14 protein-coding genes, 1 tRNA gene and 1 pseudogene are annotated in these 15,027 nt (G+C 70.3%); 7 read left to right on the forward strand and 9 right to left on the reverse strand.

Going from position 1 to position 15,027, the window contains the following annotated elements; genetic code table 11:
* The first annotated feature begins 58 nt into the window (after positions 1 to 58).
* Positions 59 to 1,039 (forward strand): patatin-like phospholipase family protein, encoded by a 981-nt coding sequence (locus tag ACI8AP_RS01860; protein ID WP_456587623.1) that lies wholly within the window; start codon positions 59 to 61, stop codon positions 1,037 to 1,039.
* Here ACI8AP_RS01860 and ACI8AP_RS01865 read toward each other — a convergent pair.
* From ACI8AP_RS01865 to ACI8AP_RS01875, 3 genes are read right to left on the reverse strand one after another with little or no spacing between them, the layout of a single operon-like run.
* Entirely contained in the window at positions 1,016 to 1,744 is a 729-nt protein-coding gene (locus ACI8AP_RS01865) for a GDSL-type esterase/lipase family protein (protein WP_456587624.1), read from the reverse strand. The genes ACI8AP_RS01860 and ACI8AP_RS01865 overlap by 24 nt on opposite strands.
* Positions 1,741 to 2,847 carry a glycosyltransferase gene (locus ACI8AP_RS01870; RefSeq protein WP_456587625.1) on the reverse strand — a complete coding sequence of 369 codons (1,107 nt, stop codon included), beginning with the start codon at positions 2,845 to 2,847 and terminating at the stop codon, positions 1,741 to 1,743. Before ACI8AP_RS01870 ends, ACI8AP_RS01865 begins: the two co-directional genes overlap by 4 nt.
* Positions 2,844 to 3,971, reverse strand: coding sequence for a glycosyltransferase family 4 protein (locus ACI8AP_RS01875; RefSeq protein WP_456587626.1), 1,128 nt, complete (start codon positions 3,969 to 3,971; stop codon positions 2,844 to 2,846). Before ACI8AP_RS01875 ends, ACI8AP_RS01870 begins: the two co-directional genes overlap by 4 nt.
* 166 nt (positions 3,972 to 4,137) lie before the next feature.
* Between ACI8AP_RS01875 and ACI8AP_RS01880 the strand changes: the two genes are divergently transcribed.
* A tRNA-Gly gene (locus tag ACI8AP_RS01880) sits at positions 4,138 to 4,211 on the forward strand.
* Positions 4,212 to 4,934: 723 nt separating this feature from the next.
* On the opposite strand, the gene ACI8AP_RS01885 is transcribed toward ACI8AP_RS01880, so the two are convergent.
* Entirely contained in the window at positions 4,935 to 6,341 is a 1,407-nt protein-coding gene (locus ACI8AP_RS01885) for a TRAFs-binding domain-containing protein (RefSeq protein WP_456587627.1), read from the reverse strand.
* Between the two features lie 104 nt (positions 6,342 to 6,445).
* On the opposite strand from ACI8AP_RS01885, the gene ACI8AP_RS01890 reads away from it, so the two are divergent.
* Positions 6,446 to 6,934 (forward strand): DUF4231 domain-containing protein, encoded by a 489-nt coding sequence (locus tag ACI8AP_RS01890; protein ID WP_456587628.1) that lies wholly within the window; start codon positions 6,446 to 6,448, stop codon positions 6,932 to 6,934.
* A 501-nt stretch (positions 6,935 to 7,435) separates the two neighbouring features.
* Here the strand turns inward: ACI8AP_RS01890 and ACI8AP_RS01895 are convergent.
* Both ACI8AP_RS01895 and ACI8AP_RS01900 read right to left on the reverse strand, forming a co-directional pair.
* Positions 7,436 to 8,266 (reverse strand): hypothetical protein, encoded by an 831-nt coding sequence (locus ACI8AP_RS01895; protein WP_456587629.1) that lies wholly within the window; start codon positions 8,264 to 8,266, stop codon positions 7,436 to 7,438.
* A complete protein-coding gene (locus tag ACI8AP_RS01900) occupies positions 8,263 to 9,531 on the reverse strand; it encodes a toll/interleukin-1 receptor domain-containing protein (RefSeq protein ID WP_456587630.1) in 1,269 nt (422 codons plus the stop codon). Before ACI8AP_RS01900 ends, ACI8AP_RS01895 begins: the two co-directional genes overlap by 4 nt.
* Before the next feature lie 90 nt (positions 9,532 to 9,621).
* Here ACI8AP_RS01900 and ACI8AP_RS01905 point away from each other — a divergent pair, with 90 nt between their 5' ends.
* From ACI8AP_RS01905 to ACI8AP_RS01920, 4 genes and pseudogenes are all read left to right on the forward strand, one after another.
* Positions 9,622 to 10,089 (forward strand): TIR domain-containing protein, encoded by a 468-nt coding sequence (locus tag ACI8AP_RS01905; RefSeq protein ID WP_456587631.1) that lies wholly within the window; start codon positions 9,622 to 9,624, stop codon positions 10,087 to 10,089.
* 6 nt (positions 10,090 to 10,095) lie between these two features.
* Positions 10,096 to 10,182 (forward strand): Nmad2 family putative nucleotide modification protein, encoded by an 87-nt coding sequence (locus tag ACI8AP_RS01910; RefSeq protein WP_456587810.1) that lies wholly within the window; start codon positions 10,096 to 10,098, stop codon positions 10,180 to 10,182.
* Positions 10,160 to 10,696, forward strand: a pseudogene (locus tag ACI8AP_RS01915) (Nmad2 family putative nucleotide modification protein); the annotation flags it as partial. The gene ACI8AP_RS01910 and the pseudogene ACI8AP_RS01915, both read left to right, overlap by 23 nt.
* A 151-nt stretch (positions 10,697 to 10,847) precedes the next feature.
* A complete protein-coding gene (locus ACI8AP_RS01920; protein ID WP_456587632.1) occupies positions 10,848 to 12,149 on the forward strand; it encodes a hypothetical protein in 1,302 nt (433 codons plus the stop codon).
* A gap of 59 nt (positions 12,150 to 12,208) precedes the next feature.
* Here the strand turns inward: ACI8AP_RS01920 and ACI8AP_RS01925 are convergent, their stop codons facing one another.
* From ACI8AP_RS01925 to ACI8AP_RS01935, 3 genes are all read right to left on the reverse strand, one after another.
* Positions 12,209 to 13,252, reverse strand: a complete 1,044-nt coding sequence (locus tag ACI8AP_RS01925) for a nucleotide kinase domain-containing protein (protein ID WP_456587633.1) — start codon at positions 13,250 to 13,252, stop codon at positions 12,209 to 12,211.
* 265 nt (positions 13,253 to 13,517) lie between these two features.
* Entirely contained in the window at positions 13,518 to 14,474 is a 957-nt protein-coding gene (locus ACI8AP_RS01930) for a transposase (protein WP_456587634.1), read from the reverse strand.
* The gene (locus ACI8AP_RS01935; protein ID WP_456587635.1) at positions 14,407 to 14,703 is read right to left on the reverse strand and encodes an IS110 family transposase; all 297 of its coding nucleotides are present in this window, start codon (positions 14,701 to 14,703) and stop codon (positions 14,407 to 14,409) included. The genes ACI8AP_RS01930 and ACI8AP_RS01935 overlap by 68 nt, the downstream gene beginning before the upstream one ends.
* Positions 14,704 to 15,027: the final 324 nt, after the last annotated feature.

Below are 15,027 nucleotides of genomic sequence, written 5' to 3' on the forward strand. Positions count from 1 at the left end.
GCCCCCCGTGATCACCCGGAAGTACGAGAGGACGGCGCCGATGGGGCACCATGGTCCGATGCCTCCCCGCACCCACGTCGTCCTCGGTGGCGGCGCCGCGATGGGAGCCTTCCAGGCCGGCGGCCTCCTGGCCCTGTTCGACGCCGGCATCCGGCCGGACGAGTTCCACGGCAGCTCCGTCGGCGCGCTCAACGCCGTCTTCCTCGCCGCCCGACCGGACGCTCCCCGGGCGCGCGAGCTGGCCGAGTGGTGGACCGGGCCGGTGGCCGCGCAGCTGCTCCGGCCCACCTGGCCGGCACGGGTCCGCGGCGTCGCCCGGTCGGTCCGCCGCGAGGGCGCGCTGCTGGACGCCCGCCCGCTGCGCCGGCTCCTCGCCGGAGCGGTGCCCGTTCGCGACGTCGCCGATCTGGCCGTCCCGGTCACCGTGACCACGACGTGCCTGGACTGCGCGGCCGCCCGCCGGCACGACGCGGGGGCCGTCGAGGACGTGGTGGTCGCGAGCTGCGCGCTCCCCGGGCTGTTCCGCCCGGTCCGGCTGGGCGACGGCCACCGGCACGTCGACGCCGGCATCCTCGACGGGGTTCCCGTGGGGGCGGCGCTGGAGCGGGCCCGCCCCGGCGACCGGGTGCTCGTCCTCGACTGCGGGCTGTCCCCGGTGACCGGCCGCACGGACGTGTGCGCCGCCACCTCGGAGGTGCTCGCCGGGCAGGCGTGCGGCGTCCCCGTGGACCCGGACCTGGCGCCGTACGTCCCGCCGGTCGAGGGGGCCATCGGCGCCCTGGGCACCGTCCTGGAGGCGTTCACCGTGGCGCGGACCGTGGCCAACCGGGCGGCCGTCCGCGAGGCGCTGGACGACCCGCGCGTGCACGTGGTCCCGCACATCGCCGACGCGTGGGCGGCCGGGCTGCTCCCGGTGCTGCCGGAGGGCCCGCGCGACGCCACCCGGTCCGCCGAGCTGCTCGAGGCCGGCCGCGCTGTCACGCACCGGTGGCTGGCCGCGCAGACCTGGGCCGGATCAGCCGCGGCGGAGCATCGCTGAGGCCAGCGGCCTGCCGATGTCGCCCAGGTGCGTGGCGGCGTAGGGCACCCCGTGCCGGGCCGCCCACCAGGCCCGGGCACGACGCGAGGCCCCGCGGGGCGTCTCCCCCTCGCCGATCGGGCCCACGGGGAGCCCGGCGCCCCGGAGGGCCTCCGCGGCGGCCATCGCCATGCCGCGGTGCCCGGCGGGGCTCGGGTGGATGCGGTCGACCGACCAGCCGCCGGGGTCGGCCAGCACCGGCACCGCACCGAGGTCCACCACGTGCACCCCGTCCAGCGCGGCCGCCCGGTCGACGGCACCGTTCACCGCCGCGAGCCGCAGCCGGCACGCGGCCGCGATCCGCGCCGGGAGCGGCAGCAGCGAGACGGCGTCGTGCAGCCGGCCGACGACGACGGTGCCCGCCCGCTCCCGCAGCGCGGCGACCACGGTGAGCAGGTCGGCCGCGGCGCGCCCGGCGTCGAAGCCGGACCGGCCGACGTCGTTGAGGCCGACCAGGACGGTGGCGACGTCGACCCGGCCCGGGACCAGCGGCAGCTGGCGGTCGCGGACGTCGGCGACCCGCGCTCCCGGCTCGGCCAGCCGGACCAGCCGGCCGTCGGGGAACGCCCCGGCCAGCAGCGCCACCCACGTGGCGTCGGGGTCCACCCGGACGCCGACGCCCTCGCCGCAGGTGAAGCTGTCGCCCAGCGCGGTCACCACGGTCACGGCACACCGACCCGCGTGCCGTCGTGGACGGCGAGGAAGCCGCGGACCGTCCGCTCCCAGGAGAACTCCTCCGCCCGGGCACGGGCCGCCGTCCGCCGGACGTCCTCGGGAACGGCGAGCAACTCCTGGACGGCGCCGGCGAGGGCCGCGGGACCCACCCCGGCGCGTCCCGGCCCGCCCACCACGCCGGGCAGCGCGGAGCGACCGTCCGCCACGACCGGTGTGCCGCAGGCGAGCGCCTCGAGGGCCGCCAGCCCGAAGGTCTCGATCGGCCCGGGGGCGAGCGCGACATCGGCGTCCGCCAGCAGACCGGCGAGCCGGGCCCGGTCGGGCACGAAGCCGAGCCACTCGACCGGCAGGTCCCGCGTCGCCGCCTCGAGGTCGCGCCGCATCGGCCCGTCCCCCGCGACGGTGAGCCGCGCCGGGATCCCCCGCGCGAGCAGCTCGCGCAGGGTCGCGACCGCCACCGCGGGGTGCTTCTCCCGCGAGAGCCGGCTGGCAAGGACGAGCGCGACCGGGTCGTGCGGCCGGCGACCGGGTCGCGGTGACGTGCGGGCGGGGAAGGTCGCGTGGTCGACGGCGAGCGGGATGACCTCCAGCCGCGGGGCGCGGAGGCGGACGAACTCCTCGGCCGCCCACTCCGTCGTGCAGACGACCGTGTCGAAGGTCCGCACCAGCCGGGCGTTGGAGCGATCGGCCAGGGCGTCCAGCCGCAGCGGGGCGGGCAGCCACTGGCCGAGCCAGCGGTCCAGCCGCTCGTGACTGACGACGAGCGAGGGCACGCCCCGGGCGCGGGCCCAGCGGCCGAGGCCGCGCAGCGTCGTCCGGTCGTGCACCTCCACCGCGTCGGGCGCCACCCGCTCGAGCACCCGGCGGACGGCGGCCAGGTCGACCAGCAGTCGGTAGCCCGTGCCCCCGACCAACGGCGCCCGCAACGTCAGCCGGCGGCCCCACGGGGTGGCCGTCTCGGCGGCGGCGTCGCCGGGCACGACCTGCACCACCTCGTGCCCGTGGTCCGCGTAGCCCTCGGCCAGGTGGCGCAGGGTGGTGCGGAGCCCGCCGGAGGTGGGGGTGACGAAGTTGGCGACCTGGACGATCCTCACGCGGCGTCCCGCTGCTCGGTGCCGCGGACTTCGTCGATCACGTCGCGGTAGTGCCGGAGGAGCTCTCCGGTCACCGCCTCCCAGGTGCGCCCCTGCACCGACCGCCGGGCCTGACGGCCCATGCGGTCGCGGAGGTCCGGGTCGTCCCGCAGGGCCAGGACGCGGTCGGCCAGGCCGGCCGCGTCCCCGGGGTCGAAGAGCAGACCGTTCTCACCCGGCTGCACGAGGTCGAGCAGCCCGCCGGCGGCCGGGGCCACGATCGGCAGCCCGCTGGCCAGGGCCTCCTGAGCGGCCTGGCAGAAGGTCTCGTGGGAGCCGGTGTGGACGAAGACGTCGAGGGAGGCGAAGGCGGCCGCCAGGTCGCCGCCCGACAGCAGGCCGGTGAAGACAGCCCTGCCGAGCCGGCGCTCCAGCTGCCGCCGTTGCGGCCCGTCGCCGACCACGACCAGGCGGATGCCGGGAACGCCCTGGAGCGCGTCCAGCAGGCCGACCTCCTTCTCGTGTGCCAGCCGGCCGACGTAGCCGACGACGAGCTCGCCCTCCGGCGCCCAGGCGCGGTGCAGCTCCGGGTCGCGACGGGACGGTGCGAAGCGCTCGAGGTCGACACCGCGCGCCCACCGCGCGACGCGGGGAACACCGTGCTCCTCGAGCTGGCGCACCGCGGCCCGGCTCGGCGCCAGGGTCCGGGAGGCGGACGCGTGCACCCTGGCGAGCCGCCGCCAGACAGCCGGCTCGGCGACCCCGAGCCGGTAACGGCCGGCGTACGCGGCCAGGTCGGTCTGGTAGACGGCGATGGAGGGGATGCCGAGCTGCACAGCCGCGCTCGCCCCCTGCGCCCCCAGCACCGCCGGGGAGGCGAGATGGACGACGTCCGGCCGGAAGGCCCGGAAGGTGGCGGCCATCGCGGGGAAGGGCAGCGCGACCCGGAAGCCGCGATAGCCGGGGACGGAGCAGGACGGCGTCCTGACGACCGGGAACCCGGCCCACTCCGTCGGGCCGGGGCCCGGCGCGACGACCAGCGCCTGCTGCCCACCCCGGCGGAGCTGCTCGCACACCCGCACGACCGAGTTCGTGACGCCGTTGACCTGCGGGAGGAAGGACTCCGTCACGATCGCTATGCGCATACCCGGCAGCGTGCTGGAAGCCGAGCACCTATTCGGCGGCCTGCGGGGAGAGGTCTGCTGAACCCATCGGGAAGTCTCAGCAACGGGGCGGTGCCGGACGCCGCGGTGGCGGCGGGTGCGGTCACCAGGCGGGTCTCCGGGGGAGCTACGCTGTCCTGGCACCTCCGCGGGTGTAGCTCAATGGTAGAGCCCCAGCCTTCCAAGCTGGCCATGCCGGTTCGATCCCGGTCACCCGCTCCACGAATAAGTGCAGGTCAGGCCGCCTGCCAGACCTTCTGGAGAAGCCGCCGAACGGCCCGTTTGACCCCTTTGGCGACCCCTGTTTTCCGCCCCATTGGTCATGGATTGGTCACGCCAAGGCGGCCTATACGGCCTGGGCGCAGCCCTCCTTCACCTCTCGGGGGGCTGCGTGACCACAAGCTGGTCACGCGGTGAGTTCGAACTCGCCGCCAAGCTGCGATCCGCCCGGCGATACCTACGGGTCTCAGAGCTGGCGGACTCGAGACCCAACCAACTGCCGGGCTGCGGCATGACCGCGTTTGCAGCGGTACGCGCACCCTAACGCAGAGCATCCGCCACGCCCGACGTTCGGGGCGACCCCGACCACTCCCGCGTGGCGCCGGCCTGGCGCAACCGGATACAGCACAGTCGGGTGCGACGCCTGAGATGACTCACGAGTGGAGCGCAGTGTGTCGGAAGTCGTAATCACGGCCTTTGCGATCGGCGGTGCCATTGGGGCATACCTGGGTTATCACGTCGGCAACTGGCGGGCAGCCGCTCGCGCGGCGAGAGCCACGTACCGGACGCAGCGCGGAGCGCGCTGAGGTTCTACTGGGTTCAGCCGGCCCGCGTCGCTCGACTCTGCGGTGTTCCACCGGCGCGTCCGGTCAGCCCTGGAATAGCACGCCTGCACTCGCACAGCGCCACCGGCATCCAGGCCTAGTAGGGCCATGCGAGGCGGGGCTATTGATCCGAGGCACGGCGCAAGCGGCCGATCAGGTCGTTCACCGACCCGACGTCAGCCCGGCCCATTGCTCCGGACTCAAGGAGGTCCGCGAGGTTCTCCAAGGTGGTGGCCGGCTCCCAGGATTCCCGGACGACAGCCAGCGCTCGGCGCAGTTGTTCCTCCGCCGCGCCATAGTCGCCTCGCAGCACCGCCAGTTCCATCAGGGAGGCGAAGGTCCAGTACGTGGGCCGTTCCGTGACCACGAGCCGCTCGACCGCATACTCGACGACGCACAGCAACCTGGCCAGCCGCGGCTCTTCTTGAGTGATCCCAATAGCGCGCATCAGCGTTGCGGCGTTAATGCCGGGGTAGGGATCGCGCGGATCCATCTGGAACCCGTACTCATACGCCCGAATGGCCTGCTCCAGGTGCATGCGCCGCTGATCGGGGTCGCGGGCCGAACGCCAGCGGTCCTTATGGATCCGCCCCATCAGCCCGAACGTCTCGCTGCTGCTGCGGTTCTGCTCATGCAACGCCAGCAAGACGGCCAGGGCTTCGTCTCTGTCCGCCTCGCCGGTGCGAGAGGCACGGCGATTGAGAGCGAATGCCAACTGCTCCTGAACGAGGGCACGTTCCCGAAGGTGGCCGGGCATCTCCTCGACCAGCGCAATCATCACGTCCCATTCTTCAAGGGCTCGATAGGTCAGGAGGAGGTCCACCAGGGATCCCGCCTCGGCTCCTTCCAAAGGCCTGAGCCCCTCATGGAGAGTGAAGACGTCGGTCAGCACGGACTGCCGGTTGTCGGGGGCCCGAAGGGCTGCCGCGCGCGCCCGGGACAGTCGCCGTTTGATGTCCTCGTTGTAGGCCACCCGTTCCGCGAACAGGTCGGTCTTAAGGCTCTCCGGCTGCTGAGGACGCCACCCCTCGACCAACTGAAAGAGAGGACTGTCGGCGAAGGTGGGCCGGGCGGCGACCCGCTGCTGGACTTCTCGCAGCTCCTGGCTAACACCATCCCGCAACTGCCGGGCCAATACATCCGTGAGCGCATTGTGCTTATCCAAGTGGTAACGCAGGGTCCGCAGATGGCGAACGTCGAAGGGGACGGCGTCCGGACGCGCCGTGATGGTAAGGGTGCTGGCCGGTCGGACGGCGTGCCGCACACCCAACTCGTAAAATACGTTCGCGTTCTCCAGGGTCAGATCCGCGATCGCATACTGCGACAAAAGCAGCGCCTCGTATATCTGCTTCTGCACAATCCCGCCAATGGCCGTCATGTCGTCCCGATATGCCTGCATTCCGACGGATTCGATGGCCGGCAAAAGAGCATCTCGGTAGATCGCGTCGAAGTCGATCGCCGCCCCGCCTGCAGGATCGGACCTTTTCCCGAACGGCATCAACACAAAGCAATACGGATCCTGCCGCATGAGGCCCTCCCCCTGACCGCATCGCGTGGGAGGCTCGCACCTCCGCGTCCAGCCTACGATGCGGCGGCTGTCGCGGAGGGCATCGAGAAGTGACCGGAGGGTCCGTGTCGGATGACGTGAGGGTTCGCGACTACGTTCGCGACCGGGTCGAGCAGTACCGCGGGTGGTACGACAATCGCGCGCGGAAATGCAAGAAGTGGTATCTCCGGCTGCGGGTCGCTGGTCTGGCCTCTGGGGCCGTGGTACCCGCGCTCATTGCGTTACCGGACCAGAGAGCAGACATGGCGGCAATCCTCGTCAGCCTAATTACCCTCGTGACCCTGGCCCTCGATGGGATGCTAAGGCTCCGGGAACAGTGGGAGAACTACCGCTACACGGAGCAATACCTCGACCGGGAGAAGCACATGTTTTTGGCCGCCGCGGGGCCGTATCGCAGTCTTGCGGGTGAAGCTGCATTCCTTCGCTTTGTCGAACGGATCGAATGGGCCATCGCCGCTGAGAACTCGACAACCCTTGCCACCTTGGCACTCGCCCCCACGGTCGAGGGCAAGGCTAACGGCGGAAACCGGCCGGCGCAGATGTCGCAGCACTGAGATTCCTCAACACAGGCCAGTCTGTACGCCGTCGCATCCGTAGTGGTGCCCACTCGGTTACCGCACGTAATTGGACGCGCGGCCGCGTGGCTCATCAAAGCCCGATCGGGGACCCCCCCCCGACTACCCGGGAGGCCACAGCGACTTCTGCCGTGAGCGGCGGGCTGTCGACCACTCAGTGCCCCGCCTCGGGCTGAGGATGCATCCATTTAAGATGGGCGAATGGTCGTCCGCAAGCTCACCGTAACACTTGAAGTGAACACTGTAGGCAGAGGGCGCACGAGATCCTCGGCGATGTTCTTAAAGGAGCCCGCCGAGCCGCTTATGCTGCGAGCATTTCAGCAGGCAGGTTCCTGTGGCAAGCGAGGCAGACAACGCCTGCTATCTAGCAGATTACGCTGCAGTTGCTAGCCCTCACAACTGTGAGCATGGGATTCCCAACGTCCCCCGGCGTCGCCAGTGGGTAAAGGCCGAACAGATCGTTGCTACCTAACGCCACGCTTATGTCCGCCCCTGTAGACGCGCGAGACCCAGGACAACCAGTGTGGCGATATCGCCGGGACGGTGCGTTACGGCGAGTTGGTGACGTTCGGCGTCTTCCAGGCCATCCTCGGTTGGGACCGCGTCCGCGGTGACCTCCGCTATCTGCTGAAGAGCGGCTGATGCTGCGTCCGCACCTTCGGGGAAGTTTGGCGGTGCCCAGTCGGGCACATCGCGACCAAGGGCTCGGGCGATGGCGGCGGCGGCTCCGCCGAAGCCTGCCGCGACGTAAAGCGGTCGACCGCTCTGCATGGACAGCAGCGCCTCTTCGATGACTCCGGGCATCGCACCCTGGTGGCCGGCGAGCCGCCCCCCAACCACCACGCGAGCGTCGGTGCGGGCGGTGATGTGTCGGCGGAGGGCCGTCAGCGCCTGCGCGGGATCGACGATGTCCTGTGTCCGAGGCCGATGCCGCGGCTGGATCTTCCTGCCCTCGGCGTCCAGGCAGTCGAGCGTGGCGGCGGTGCCGAGGCGACCGTCGATAGCGTCGAGCTGCTCGTCGGTGAGCTTGCGATGCTCGGTCTCCGCAAGACAGATGGTTAGGGCGTTGCGCCCGTCAGCATACCGGCGTACCTCATCCACGAGGATCTGGGTGAACCCCTCCGGCTGGATGCGGCCGCCGTAGGTCAAGCTGCCTCCGGCCAACAGGATGGCTCGAGCCAGTTCTGCGATCGCGAGGGCGCAGTGTTGCGGGGTCAGCCCCAGACGGCCGAGGTCGGCGCTGTCCGAAACGGAGATGCCGATGTCCAAGCCGGAGAGGGCTCCTACTGGCACCAGCGTGGGATCGCTCATGGCCGGATCGTGCCGCCGCGGTTCGCGAAGGTGCGGGGGGTGAGTATGTCGACGTCCTCGGTGAACCCGGCAAGGGCGCAGAGCTCGACGATCACGTCGGTTTCCCGCGGACCCAACGGCGGATCCGGGTGCATGATCCACACGTGCCGATCGGCGCTGTCCTCGTCACGGTGGCGACGCAGCCAAGGGACGACGGTGACCGGTTCGGGGGCATGACTGGGCAACCAGTCGAAGCCATCCCCGCGCAGGTACACCGACTGCTGTCGCCACAGTGCGCGCTTGAGCGACTCATCCACCAGCCGGTTCAGTGCTCGTTCGATCGCCGTCTGCGCGTCGTCGGGGTGACAGGGGATCACGGGGACGTGATCCATAAGAAAGGAGCCCCGGTCCTCCTGTTCCCGGACTGCGAAGAGCGCCACCACGGGGAGGTCTCCGCGCTTTGCGGCCAGCACTTCCCGCTGGGTCCATTCACGCCCGGAGTACAGGTCCGTCCGGACCATAAGCAGCGCGCTCCTGCCTGCGGCGGCGTCCAGTGCCCGCTCCCACTCAGACCCCGTCTGCAGGTCCTGTGCGTCAAAGAACTCGCCGAGCCGGGTGTGGCGCAGGACGTCACGGACTTGCTCTAGCAGCTGGGGGCCGTCCTCCCGCTGGCTGACCGTGTGGTGCTTGGTGTGGCTGACGAAGACGGTGATCCGCTCACCGGGCGCACCCGGTCCCGGCCCGGACTCGCCGGAACCGGTGTCCAAGCGCTGGGCGATAGCCTGGGACAGCTCACGTGCCAGCATCGCCGGGTTGTCAGCCGCTTCCCGCGGAAGAGCCTGCTGCCTGCCAGCCAACCCGGCCAGGATGCTGCCGGTGAGGTCAGCTCTCGGGTCACGCAGCGGGTACACCCCGACCAGCGTGCCGAGATGGGCCTCGTCGTCAGGACGTGCACGGTCGGAGGCGAATACCTCCTCCATATACGTCCGCCAGTCCGGGTCGTCCCGCACCGCCCGCGCCAGGCCGGTGCCGAGCACCGGAACCACCGCGGTGATCTGCGCGGCCGGCAGGCCGGCCGGCAGCGGCTGCATGAACGGCAGCGGCCGGGGTGGTGCCGACTGGGCCTCCCAGCCGACGCTGCGCAGGTAGACCTCCACGGCGCCGCCGGCCAGGCCGGCGTAGGCCGGGCCGTGGAAGTGCTTCGCCAGCCAGCCAGCCACCTCGTCGCCCAGGCCGTCGTCGGGATGCCAGAGGACGTACACCTCCAGGATCGGCGGCAGCGGCACGAGGTGACTGTAGCCAGCGATCCCGACGTCGGCGACGCTTGGACTGTCACCGGTACGAGTTACCGTCGGTGTGGAGAGATGGGAGTGTTCGTGTCGGACCAGCACAACGTGTTCATCAGCCACCGCCACGAGGACGACGCGCTGATCGCGAAACTGAAGGACCTGGTGGCCCGCTATGGCGCGGACGTGCGGGACTCGTCGATCAACGCGGCCAAGCCCAACCAGGCCAATGACCCCGACTACATCAAGTCGATCCTGGCCGAACGCATCCGGTGGGCCGGGAAGATCATCGTCATCGTCTCCCCGAAAACCAAGGACCATGAGTGGGTCGACTGGGAGATCGAGTACGCCAACAAGCAGGACGACAAGCGGATCATCGGCGTGTGGGCCCCCGACGCCGCCGGCTGCGAGCTGCCCGAGCCGCTGCAGCGGCATGCCGACGCCGTCGTCTCCTGGAACGGCGAGAAGATCGTCGATGCGCTCGACGGAACGGACAACTGGGAGGACCCGGACGGCTCCCCGCGCGGCGCCTACGCGGTCAACCGCATCGGCTGCTGACCGCCGGTGCGCCTCTACAGCTACGTCGTCCGCTACGACATCGGCTTCGCCCCGAACCCGTTTCCACGGCTGGTGCACCCTGGCCACCTGTAAGCAGGACATCCGCGCCAAGGCGCAGGTCGGAGACTGGATCGTGGGCACCGGGTCGAGGGAGCAGGGACTTGGCGACCGACTGGTTTACGCCATGCGCGTGGAAGAGACCCTGGGCTTCGACGCCTACTGGACCGATCCCCGCTTCCACCGAAAGCGGCCGAACCTTCGCGGCAGCCTCAAGTACGTCTACGGCGACAACATCTACCACCGCGGCCCCGACGGCGGCTGGGTGCAGGAGAACTCCCGGCACAGCTTCGAGGACGGCAGCCCTAACCCTGGGCACGTTACGCGCGACACCAAGGCCGACGCCGTCCTCGTCGCCCGCCAGTTCGTCTACTACGGCGGCAGCGGGCCGGTGATCCCGCACGACCTCCGCCACGGCTACGGCATGGACCTCGTGCATGGCCGGCAGTCCTACCGGGTGCGATTCCCAGACAATATGCGCGATGCGGTCATCGACTGGGTCTGCGGCGACCTGGAGCAGGGGCTGCAGGCCGATCCTCGCGACTGGTGACCAGCGGGCCCGGGGCCGACGGCCGCCCGTCGCCTGCCTGCCCCGGCGCGGGCAGATCGTCGGCCCCGCGCCGTACCCTCGCCCCGCCCCGCCTCTCCTCGGGCGGAGTCGCCGCCTCGCCGGTCGGCTCGGACAAAGACGGGAGCCCGCCGTGCGGCTCAACGATTACCAGGCCCGCATCGCCACGGCGGACGACGGAGACGCTCTCACCTCCCTCCTGGGGATCGGCGCACACGCCGGCGCGCTGCTCCAGGCGCACAGCCGCTACCTGCAGGACGCGCTCGACTTCGGTGCAAGCACCGCGCTGGTGGTCCGCGAACTGGGTGACCTGCTTCGCCACGTCGCGGTGATGGCAACGGTCAACAGCCTGTCCCTCGACGACATCGCCCGCGCCAACATCGCCAAGATCCGCCGCCGCGCCAAGGACCGGCGGCTGCCGGCGGCGCCAGCCGTCCCCGAGGGGCCGGTCGATGCCGGCACCTACCAGGAACTGGCCGCCGTTACCGACGAGGACGCCAAGGACGGAGTCGACCCGCTCGCCCTCGGCGTCCCGATGCTGGGCCTCGCCGGCGAAGCCGGCACCCTCCTCGTCGCGCAGAAGAAGGCGTACCGCGACCGCGACCCGGCGGCCACCGACCCGGAGTTCCTGGCCGTGGAGCTCGGTGACCTGCTCTGGTACGCGGCCACGGTCGCTCACCACTCCCAGATCGACCTTGAGAAGGTGCTCGAGGAGAGTGCGGTCCGTGCGGAGGGACGCCACCTCGAGCGCTTGGCGCTGGCCGAGTTGCCCGCCGACCTGCCGATCCTGGATGAGGGCTATCCCGACCAGGAGCGCTTCCCCCGCCGGCTGGTGATTCGCTTCCAGCAGCAGCACGTGTACGGCCGTGCCAAGGTGGCTCTCACGCTGCTGGCCGCCGAGCCCAACGCCTTCCCCGACGGTCCGGTCGACACCGGCCGCGAAGGTAAGGCGCAGGGCTTCGACCTGCCGCAATCGTTGGGCGACGCGCTAACCGACAACTCCCATCGGGTCGACGACTATCGCTTCCACGATGCCATCCACCTCGGGTTTTTGGCCGTCATGGGTTGGTCACCGCTGATGCGCATGCTGCTGCGGCTCAAGCGGCGCAGCAACTCCCTCATCGATGAGAACGAGGACGGGGCACGCGCCATCTTCGCCGAAGAGGGAATGGCCGCCGTGCTGGCCAAGCGGGCGGCGAACTCGCAGGGATTCCTCGCCGAGCGGTCGGTCGACGAGGACACGGTGGACATGCTCCGGACGGTGCTCGAAGACCTGGAAGTCGACCGGATGCCGGCGTGGCTGTGGCGGCGGGCGATCACCGAGGGCTTCTCGGCGATGCGATCGCTCGCGTCCGGTCCCGGCGGCTTCCTGGTCGTCGACCTCGACGCTCGATCGCTCACCTACCACAAGAGGCCGCCGCCAGGGATCCAGTGACCAGCCCGGAGCGCTCACCGTTTTGGCCGGTCGTCCTCACCCGCCGTTTGATTTTCGGCCTAGCGACCTCGCACCGGCGGCTCGGCAGGCTGCGGGAAGTCCAGCGTCAGGGTCTCCGGCTCCGTATTCGGCGATATCCCGTAGGAATCCGGCACTTGAAGCCGCCACTTCGGGGGGAAGAACGGACGCGGCAAGGGCTGCGGCAAGGGCCGCGTCCGGTATGCCTGCTTGATACGGGTACGGCCGGCGACTCCTACGGCCTCCGGATGGGCAACCCGGGAGTACTTGCTGATCTCGCAGTAGAGGTTTTGGCAGTCGATCAGCTTCAGCCGCCGACCGAACAAGCCGGGAAAACGCAAGCCTAGGCGAGCGAAGTGCTCGTCCTGTCGCCGCGCGGTCAACCGGATTAGGTCGGCTGCCTGCCGCAGATCCGCTCCGGGCCACGCCTTGGCCAGGCCGTCTAAGGCCCCTGGTCCGGCGACAACGAAGTCATCCTCGTCATGATCGATGACCGCGGAGTAGTTCAGATCGATCGCCATCTGGTACCCGAGGAACGCACCGACGCCAGGCCAGGCGGTGAACGACCGGTAGACCTCCTCGAGAGATCCCGCCGCGACCAGGTGGTCTCCCAACCCAGCTTCGAGCATCGTCATCGTCAGCCTGAGATGCCCGGCGTGCTTGGGTCCGGGCTCACCCGGAACCGGGGGAACGATGTACGCGGCCGAGTAGATGCGGCCACCCGAGGCGCGAGCCTGATCGAGCACGCGCTCAGCTGCCATGGGATCGAACGTGGCCAGACGGAGTGGGCCGAGCCGATCGGTGAGCAGCTCCCAAGTGCTGATCCGGTTGAACCACTTGAACAACAGGACCCTGAAGACGACCTCGTCCCGATTCTGGTCACCTGAGTAGATGACGTCTCGGAGAAGGTACTGACTGACGCGATCGGCGGCCCGGTAGACGTTGGTGAACCGCCACGACGCCAAGACTGCATCGTCGGTCCACGGCGGAGCCTCACCCCGCAGCCGCCGCAGATAGAGCTCGTGCCGTTCGGCCGCGAACCGCCAATACGAGTCGAACACCGGGCCAGGCAGCACCGTAACCATCGCCGCCAATCTGCCACGCCGACCGGCCAAGAGGTCTTCTTGACACGACCGCCGCACGTGAGCGGCCTCGTAGCCGCACGTAATCCGGCCCGCTATCCCCGACGCGCCACGAGCCCAGCCACTGAAGATCTCCCTGTCCTACCAAGATCACGAATCGGCACATCTCTTGCCTTGCGGCAGCGTCCGGATCGATCGGGGCCGACCGTCGGGTCGCCGACGACCGTCGTCGATGCACCGCACCGTGCCAGCCGGCCTGAGTGAGCTCCTATGTGTCAACACCTGTGAGGACGGGTCGTCGGGGGCGTAGGTTCTGGCTCGCGGTGGGTGCGGTGGACTGGCCGGAGCGAAGAGCAGGTTCGGGACTGGAAGCCTGTCGCGCAGCTGGCTGAGGCCGTAGAGACGCGTCCCGTTTGCCGCTGCCGCACTCACCGCCACCCTGCGTGGCGAGGTCCGTGTGCAGGGTCTTGTAGATCAGGTCGGACAGGCGTCGCTTGAGGCAGCGCAGGGCTTCCCGGTTGGTTTTCCCATCGGCGCGTTTGCGCTGGTAGTAGGCGCGTCCTTCGGTATCGGCGCGGATCTGCGTAATCGCGATCATGTAGAGCACGCGGTTGAGCGTGCGGCTGCCCGACCGGTTGAGCCGATGCCGGGTGGTCCGGCCCGACGAGGCCGGGATGGGCGCGGTGCCGTTGGCGGCGGCGAAGGCGTGCCTCGAGCGGTAGCGGCGCACGTCGGCGACCTCTCCCAGGATGGTGGCCACGCTGACCGGCCCGAGGCCGTAGACGTCGGTGAGGCCGGTCTTCACCTGCTCGACCGCAGCCGTGATGAGTCCAGTGACCTCCTGAATCTCTGCAGTCAGCTCGGGCAGCCGGACCAGCCGCCGGCGGGTCAGTTGCGCGCGCACGCTGGTGTCACCGTCGAGCAGGTCCTGCGCGGCAGCGATGAACGTCGGCCCGGTCAGCCGAGGGATCCGGGCGTGGTAGCCGGGCAGCAGGCCGTGCAGCTCGGCGTGCGTGCGGCTGGCCAGCGCGGTGCGCTCGGCGACCAGCTGGGCCCGGTAGTCGGCCAAGGCTCGCAGGTCCGCGGCCTGGCCGACGGCGAGGCGCACCGGAGGTAGGCCGGTCTCGCGGGCGGTGATGCGGGCGATCGCGACCGCGTCACCCGGGTCGGTCTTGCCCTGCCCGGGCCGGCCGGTGCGTTCCCGCGAGGTGAGGCTGGAAGGCACCTCCACGACCTCGGGTACGCCGGCCAGCACGCCGGACCGCGGCGCCGCGGCCGTAGTTGCCCGAGCCCTCGATGCCGACCCGGCGCACCTGGTGCTTGTCCAGGAGTTCCTCGAGGGCATCGAAGCCGGCCTCAGGGTTGGTCAGGTCGCGGACCACGACCGGTCGCCCCGCAGGGTCGATCACGGCGACGGCGAGGGTGTCCTTGTGGGTGTCGATTCCGGCGAGCACGCGACTCCTTGCAACCTTGGTCGAACTCGCGACCACCGGGTGTCCGGGCGCAGCGCATGCATTTGCGGGCTGCCGCAGCCCAGGCTCCTATCAGGCGTCAACCGCCCGGACCCCCGGAGACGTCACCGGCGGGCACTCACTACGAAAGCCACTCGAAGATCGCGACGGGCAGCAAGACGTCGAGCCTCGCCGGTGACGCCCGCGAGCACCTCGTCGATGGCGACGGGGCGGCCCCTATTACCGCAAATGCAAGAGGTGTGTCCCACTTGGTCTCGTGGCTCCTCCAGTGGCCGACGGAGCGGTCACAGGGCGGCGCCTGTACGC

This window comes from Blastococcus sp. SYSU DS1021 (genome assembly GCF_054050995.1).